The 6412-nt window shown below is 69.2% G+C and carries 8 protein-coding genes and 1 tRNA gene; 3 read left to right on the forward strand and 6 right to left on the reverse strand.

What is annotated here, in order from left to right; translation table 11 throughout:
* Positions 1 to 96: 96 nt before the first annotated feature.
* From ABD297_RS23355 to ABD297_RS23375, 5 genes are all read right to left on the reverse strand, one after another.
* Positions 97 to 528, reverse strand: a complete 432-nt coding sequence (locus tag ABD297_RS23355; protein ID WP_344257542.1) for a hypothetical protein — start codon at positions 526 to 528, stop codon at positions 97 to 99.
* A 144-nt stretch (positions 529 to 672) separates the two neighbouring features.
* Positions 673 to 1017, reverse strand: coding sequence for a hypothetical protein (locus tag ABD297_RS23360; RefSeq protein ID WP_344257543.1), 345 nt, complete (start codon positions 1015 to 1017; stop codon positions 673 to 675).
* 180 nt (positions 1018 to 1197) lie between these two features.
* Complete coding sequence (locus ABD297_RS23365; protein WP_344257544.1) at positions 1198 to 2697, reverse strand: APC family permease; 1500 nt, start codon at positions 2695 to 2697, stop codon at positions 1198 to 1200.
* A gap of 175 nt (positions 2698 to 2872) precedes the next feature.
* Positions 2873 to 3670 (reverse strand): PH domain-containing protein, encoded by a 798-nt coding sequence (locus ABD297_RS23370; protein ID WP_344257545.1) that lies wholly within the window; start codon positions 3668 to 3670, stop codon positions 2873 to 2875.
* 18 nt (positions 3671 to 3688) lie between these two features.
* Complete coding sequence (locus ABD297_RS23375; protein WP_344257547.1) at positions 3689 to 3859, reverse strand: hypothetical protein; 171 nt, start codon at positions 3857 to 3859, stop codon at positions 3689 to 3691.
* A 153-nt stretch (positions 3860 to 4012) separates the two neighbouring features.
* Between ABD297_RS23375 and ABD297_RS23380 the strand changes: the two genes are divergently transcribed.
* The gene (locus ABD297_RS23380) at positions 4013 to 5002 is read left to right on the forward strand and encodes a small ribosomal subunit Rsm22 family protein (protein WP_344257548.1); all 990 of its coding nucleotides are present in this window, start codon (positions 4013 to 4015) and stop codon (positions 5000 to 5002) included.
* Positions 5003 to 5026: 24 nt separating this feature from the next.
* Here the strand turns inward: ABD297_RS23380 and upp are convergent, their stop codons facing one another.
* Entirely contained in the window at positions 5027 to 5665 is a 639-nt protein-coding gene (gene upp / locus ABD297_RS23385) for a uracil phosphoribosyltransferase (protein ID WP_344257549.1), read from the reverse strand.
* 17 nt (positions 5666 to 5682) lie between these two features.
* On the opposite strand from upp, the gene ABD297_RS23390 reads away from it, so the two are divergent.
* Both ABD297_RS23390 and ABD297_RS23395 read left to right on the forward strand, forming a co-directional pair.
* Positions 5683 to 6186, forward strand: a complete 504-nt coding sequence (locus ABD297_RS23390) for a nucleoside deaminase (protein ID WP_344257550.1) — start codon at positions 5683 to 5685, stop codon at positions 6184 to 6186.
* A 10-nt stretch (positions 6187 to 6196) separates the two neighbouring features.
* Positions 6197 to 6286 (forward strand) — tRNA-Ser (locus tag ABD297_RS23395).
* Positions 6287 to 6412 lie beyond the last annotated feature (126 nt).

Consider the following 6412-nt stretch of genomic DNA (forward strand, 5'->3'; position numbering starts at 1 on the left):
CTACCCCCGCGCGGTGCCGCGTTCGGTCTCGAACTCACTGTTAGAACACTGAGTTCGAGATCGAACGCTGCGTTCGGTGGGGAGTTTGGGGGGTGGTCAGCCGGTGAGGCGGCGGGAGTCTGCCAAGGCGGCCTCGATCCGGGCTCGGACGAGCGCCGGGCGTGCCAGATCGGCGCGAGTGAGGCGCACGACGACATAACCCAGCCGACGTAGCTCGTCCTCGCGCAGCTTCTCGTCGAAGTTCGCTCTGGCGGCATCGGGGTTGGATCCCGGGTCGTACTTGACCTTGCCGTCGAACTCGACGAGGACGAAGCTGTCGTGGATTCGGAAGTCGGCGTGGAACACCCGTCCGGGCCGCTCCTGACGGGCGACCTCGAACTGTGGCGTGAAGGCGTAGCCGAGGCTGCGAAAGATATGTGCCGTGAGGGTCTCGCCGGGAGTCTGGTGGCGACCGTCGCACCACGGGACGGCGGCCTTCGCTCGAGTGACGCCGCGTTGACCTCCCAGGCTCCGTGCTGCAGCGGCCAAGGATTCACGTGTGGTCAGGCCGGAGCGGAGACGGTGGTCTGCGACCACGAGCATGCCGGTCTGGCTGCGAAGCCCTACTTGGACGGCGGCCAGCCCGAGGTCGACGGTATCGGGTCCGTGCCGGAGGGCGGGGTGCTCGATGAGCTAGTGGATGTGCACCCTGCTGAAGGCCCGAAACGGCAGTTCGGCGTCACGCCACATGAGGTGAACCGTGCCCCAGTCGATGTCCTCGTCCGGGAGGTCGAGCAGGGCCAGGGCCGAGCAGTGCGACGCCATGACCTGGCCTTCGTACTCCTTGAGCAGCGCGACGACCCGGAGGCGATGCCGGTGCTTGTCGCTCGTCGGACGCTGCACGGAGTACCAGCCGCGGTGCAGCGGATGACACTGGCCGCGCGACACGAGGCTCCTCAGCAGCGCGCCGCTGATGCCGCTGGCACGGGCTGCGGAAGCGGAGAAGACTCCGGAAGGGGCGAGACGGTGCAGGTCCATGGGGCCATCGTGGCGGCATACGTCAGAAGCCCGCAGGCACCCTGTGGATAAGCCCCCTCACCACGAACGAACGCGGCGTTCGGTCGCGAAAGCGTTGGTAGTTCGGTCTCGAACTCAGTGTTCTAACAGTGAGTTCGAGACCGAACGCCGCGTTCGGTGGGTCAAGCGAGGGCGATCGGGTCAGCGTTCGCTGAGGACCTCCGGGGCGCCCCGGCTGCCTTCCTCCTCCTCGCCCGTGGCCAGCTTGCTGTGGTGGCGCGAGTAGGTGAAGTAGATGAGGAAGCCGAGGGCCATCCAGACGACGAACCGGATCCACGTCTCGATCGAGAGGTTGAGCACGAGGTAGAAGCAGGCCAGGGCCGACAGCCACGGCACGACCGGGTTGCCCGGCACCTTGAAGGCCCGCTTGAGGTCGGGACGACGCTTGCGCAGGATCGGCACGGCCAGCGACACGAGCATGAAGGCCGTCAGGGTGCCGATGTTGACCATCTCCTCGAGCTTGCCGATCGGCGTGAGCGAGGCGATGAGGGCGACGACGGTGCCGATGATGAGCGTAAGCCGCACCGGCGTGCCCGTCTTCGGGTTCGTGCGGCCGAGGCTGGCCGGGATGAGGTGGTCACGGCTCATCGCGAACGTGACGCGGGTGGCGCCGATGATGAGCGTCATGACGACCGTCGTCAGACCCGCCACGGCGCCGGCGGAGATGAGCGTGGCGAAACCGTCCTTGCCCACGTGGGTGAACGCCGTCGCGAGGGCCGCCTTGGGGTCGATCTCCTTGTAGTTCTGCATGCCCGTGATGACGAGGGTGACCGCCACGTAGAGGATCGTGCAGATGACGAGCGAGCCGATGATGCCGCGGGGGAGGTCACGCTGCGGGTTCTTGGCCTCTTCGGCCGTCGTCGCGACGACGTCGAACCCGATGTAGGCGAAGAAGACGATGGCCGCGCCGGCCATGATGCCCATGACGCCGTAGGTCGCAGGCGTCATTCCGGTGATCACCTGGAGCAGCGGGGTCGTCAGGCCCTCGGCCGCCTGGCCGGGCTGGCTCGGCGGGATGAACGGGGACCAGTTGTCGCGGTTGATGAACTGGATGCCCGCGAAGATGACGAAGAGGACGATGAAGAGCTTGACGCCGACGAGCACGAGGTTGACGCGCATCGACTCCTTGATGCCCTTGGCGATGAGCAGCGTCAGCGCGGCGATGAGCAGGAAGGCCGGCAGGTCGAAGTGCGACCCCGGCCCGATCGAGTCGGGCCAGGTGATGCCCACCTGCCCCAGCAAGGTGACGAAGTACTGCGACCACCCCTGGGCGACCACGCTCGCACCGAGCATCAGCTCGAGGAGCAGGTCCCAGCCGATGATCCACGCGACGAGCTCGCCGAGCGTCGCGTAGGAGAAGGTGTAGGCCGAGCCCGAGATGGGCACCGTCGAGGCGAACTCCGCGTAGCAGACGGCCGCGAGACCGCAGACGATGGCGCCGACGACGAACGACAGGGCGATCGAGGGGCCGGCGTAGTCCTTCGCGGCCCGTCCGGTCAGCGTGAAGATACCGGCGCCGATGATGACACCGATGCCGAAGACCGTGAGGTCGAGAGCGCTGAGGGTCCGTTTCAGCTGGTGGTCGGCATCCTCCGCCGAGGCCATGGACGCCTCGATCGACTTGGTGCGAAACACACTCATGATGACCTCCGAGCAGGTCGATGATGGGATCACCACAAACTAGCGGTGACCGCGCCCGGCGGCGAGTCCTGCTGGGACGCCGTCGGCCACGAGCCGTCGACGGGAGCCGCGGCCATGAGGGTGGTACCCGACCGGCCCGAGTCACGGTCAGGCGCGCCCGTTTCGGGCGAAGCGGTCAGTCGCCGGAGCGCGGCCAGATCGGGCCGGTGTCGGCCCCGCGGCGCCGCTGTCGGCGGTCCTCGCTCTCGTAGACCGTCTCGGGCTGGTCGGCCGGCCGCTGGATGGGCACGGCCCGCGAGTAGGAGTCCAGGCGGTCCTGGATCGGGTTGTGGGTGCGGTGCACGTCGGGGTATGCCGTGTCGCCGCCGGAGCCGACCGGGCCCCCGCCGCGCGTGGGGCCTCCGGGCAGGCTGGGGTCGTCGGGGAGCACGTCGATCTCCTCGAAGTCCTCGTCGCCCGGAGGCGGGACGATGTGGAAGATCTCGGCACAGATGTCGCGGTAGGTCTGGTCGGGGTTGGGCACCCACTTGACCTCGCGGAGCGCCTGGTCCTGGCCGGCGCTCTCGAGGACGAACTTGCCGAAGCCGAGGAACTGGCCGGGGATGGACCTCACGTAGCTCATGTCGGTGACCTTGAGCAGCGGCATCATCGCGACCTTGTGCGAGATGAGGCCGTAGCGCAGCAGCAGCCGCTTGTCGGTGGCCACGAACCAGTTGTGGCTCCAGTCGAGCAGGCACCAGAGCATGCGTGCGAGCAGCGCGAAGAAGATCCACCAGAAGACCGTGCCGATGGCCTGCGTCGACTTCGTGACGTTGGAGTCGACCCACACGGCCACGACGAGACCCAGGGTGGTCGTCGCGACGGGCTCGGCGAGCTTGGCCCAGTGCGCGCGCACGGCGGTGACGAGGCGCTCGCCCGGGAGCAGGATCGGGGTCAGCCCCGGTGGGACCTCGGTGCTCCGCAGGAACGCCATGGACTCAGTGTGCGCTTCTCAGCGGTTGAGCAGGGAGCTGAAGAACCGCAGGATCGCGTTGAAGCCGTCGACGAGGACGCCCCAGATGTTGTTGACGATGTCAGCAGCCTTGACCGGCGAGGTGAAGACGGCGTAGACGAAGAACGCGAGCACGATGATCAGGATGATCTTCTTGGCCTTGGCGCCCATGGTGTGTTGCTCCTTGGAGGGAAGGTGTCGGGGCTGCCCTGACAGCCTCCCGGCACAGAGGTGTGACCAGTGTGCCGTACGGGGCGGATGGGGTGCGGCACGCCCGCCCGCGTGTCGGTCGGACGTCTCCCCGGGCGCCGCTATCCTCCTCGCGTGTCGCGAACGACAGACTATGCCGCCGCGCTGCGCACCGCTCTGAGGCGCGCGGTGGGCGCGGTCGACGAACGAGAGCTGACCCGGGCGACCGAGGCGCTCGTCTCGCGCTACCGCTCGGTGGCCCCGGCGACGGCGCCGATCCTCGCCTCCCGCGTGCACGTCGCGGCCTACGCCGCCTACCGGATGCCGGCCACCCATGCCGCCCTGACGAGGGCGCTCGGCGTCGTCGCCGCGCGCGGACTCGAGCCGCGTTCCCTGCTGGACCTCGGTGGCGGCACGGGCGCTGCCGCGTGGGCGGCCGCCGGCGTCTTCGACACGCTCGAGACCGTCACGGTGCTCGACCAGGTCGAGGACGCGCTGGCCCTGGGGCGCGAGCTCGTCGTCGACGCGCCGTCGGCCGCCCTGGCCGGGGCGACGTTCCGTCAGGCCCGCGCCGGGGCGTGGCCCGACCTCGAGGCGGACCTCGTCACGGTGTCCTACGTGCTCAGCGAGCTCGACCCCGCGCAGCAGGAGGCCCTCGTGGCCGACGCCATGCGCCGCGGGGGTTCCGTCGTCGTGGTCGAGCCCGGCACGCCCGACGGCTACGCGCGGGTGCTGCGGGTGCGCTCGGCGCTCGTCGACGCCGGCTGGACGCTGCTCGGGCCGTGCCCGCACGAGCGCGACTGCCCTCTGGCACAGGGCGACTGGTGCCACTTCGCAGCCCGCGTCAACCGCAGCGCCGAGCACCGTCGGCTCAAGGGCGCCGAGCTGTCCTACGAGGACGAGAAGTTCTCGTGGGTCGCCGCCATGGCCCCGTCGCTCGCGGAAACCCAGTCAGCAGAGGACCTTCCGGCGCGTATCCTCCGGCATCCGTTGAAGCGCAAGGGTTTCGTCGAGTTCCAGGTGTGCCGCCCCGACGGCACCGCCGGCCGCGAGCTCATCTCGAAGAAGGCGGGGGAGCGCTACCGGAGCGCGCGCGACGCCGAGTGGGGCGACGCGCTGCCGTGAGCACACGGCATACGCAAGAGGTGCTCAGACGACGCCGTAGAGACGGTCGCCCGCGTCACCGAGGCCGGGGACGATGTAGCCCTTCTCGTTGAGCTTCTCGTCGATGGTGCCGAGCACGACCTTGACGGGGATGTCGCTGTCGGCGAGCTCGTCCTCGAGGTGCTTGATGCCCTCGGGCGCCGCGAGCAGGCAAACCGCGGTGATGTCGCGCGCGCCCTTGGCGGTCAGGTAGTCGATCGCCATGACGAGCGTGCCGCCGGTGGCGAGCATGGGGTCGAGGATGAAGACCTGGCGGCCCGTGAGGTCGTCGGGGAGGCGGTTCGCGTAGGTCGAGACCTCGAGCGTCTCCTCGTTGCGGATCATCCCGAGGAAGCCCACCTCGGCGCTCGGCAGCAGCTTGACCATGCCGTCGAGCATGCCGAGGCCGGCGCGCAGGATCGGGACGATGATCGGCTTGGGGTTGGACAGCTTGATGCCGGTGGTCGGCGAGACCGGCGTCTCGATCTCGAACGGCTCGACGCGGACGTCGCGCGTGGCCTCGTAGGCGAGGAGCGTGACGAGCTCCTCGGCGAGGCGCCGGAAGGTGGGGCTGTCGGTCCGCTTGTCGCGCAGGTAGGTCAGCTTGTGCGCGATGAGCGGGTGGTCTGCGACATGGACGTCCATGGGTGGAAACTTAGCGCGTGGCGAAGAGATCCGAGACCCCCGGCAAGGGCTCCGTCCCCGCACCCGAGTCGTATGCCGCGTGGATGGGCGAGGCGCTCGCGCTGGCCGCCGCCACGGCGGGGGCGCAGGACGTGCCGGTCGGCGCGCTCGTGCTGGGACCGGACGGCGAGGTCGTCGGCCGCGGGCGCAACGTCCGGGAGGAGCTCGGCGACCCGACGGGGCACGCGGAGGTCGTCGCCCTGCGCGAGGCGGCGGCCGCCATCGGCTCGTGGCGGCTCGACGGCTGCACGCTCGTCGTGACGCTCGAACCGTGCGTCATGTGTGCTGGCGCGGCCATGGCGGCGCGGCTGGAGCGCGTCGTCTTCGGCGCGTGGGACCCCAAGGCGGGGGCGTGCGGCTCGGTCTGGGACCTGACCCGAGACCCCCTCGCGACGCACCTGGTGGACGTCGTCGGGGGCGTGCGCGCCGAGGAGTCGGCGGCGCTGCTGGTCGATTTCTTCGAGGGACGCAGGCTCCGGTAAGGTTCCTCCCGGTGGCGTGTCCGAGCGGCCAAAGGAGCACGCCTCGAAAGCGTGTGTGGGGGTAACTCCACCGTGGGTTCAAATCCCACCGCCACCGCCATGTGATGTCGCAAGACATCGGCGACAGTGGCCCTACGGAAACGTAGGGCCACTGTTGTTTTTCCTGGGGTGTTGTGGCTGGTAGTCGCGGCTGGGGTCAAGGGTCAGCTCGCGGATGATTTCGCCG

Origin of the sequence: Terrabacter carboxydivorans (assembly GCF_039532035.1) — a bacterium.
Classification (GTDB): domain Bacteria; phylum Actinomycetota; class Actinomycetes; order Actinomycetales; family Dermatophilaceae; genus Terrabacter; species Terrabacter carboxydivorans.

Coding starts and splice junctions, on each gene's coding strand:
- ABD297_RS23360 (WP_344257543.1), bottom strand. CDS start 1,017: ATGGACCTGCACCGTCTCGCCCCTTCCGGAGTCTTCTCCGCTTCCGCA.
- ABD297_RS23365 (WP_344257544.1), bottom strand. CDS start 2,697: ATGAGTGTGTTTCGCACCAAGTCGATCGAGGCGTCCATGGCCTCGGCG.
- ABD297_RS23370 (WP_344257545.1), bottom strand. CDS start 3,670: ATGGCGTTCCTGCGGAGCACCGAGGTCCCACCGGGGCTGACCCCGATC.
- ABD297_RS23375 (WP_344257547.1), bottom strand. CDS start 3,859: ATGGGCGCCAAGGCCAAGAAGATCATCCTGATCATCGTGCTCGCGTTC.
- upp (WP_344257549.1), bottom strand. CDS start 5,665: ATGGACGTCCATGTCGCAGACCACCCGCTCATCGCGCACAAGCTGACC.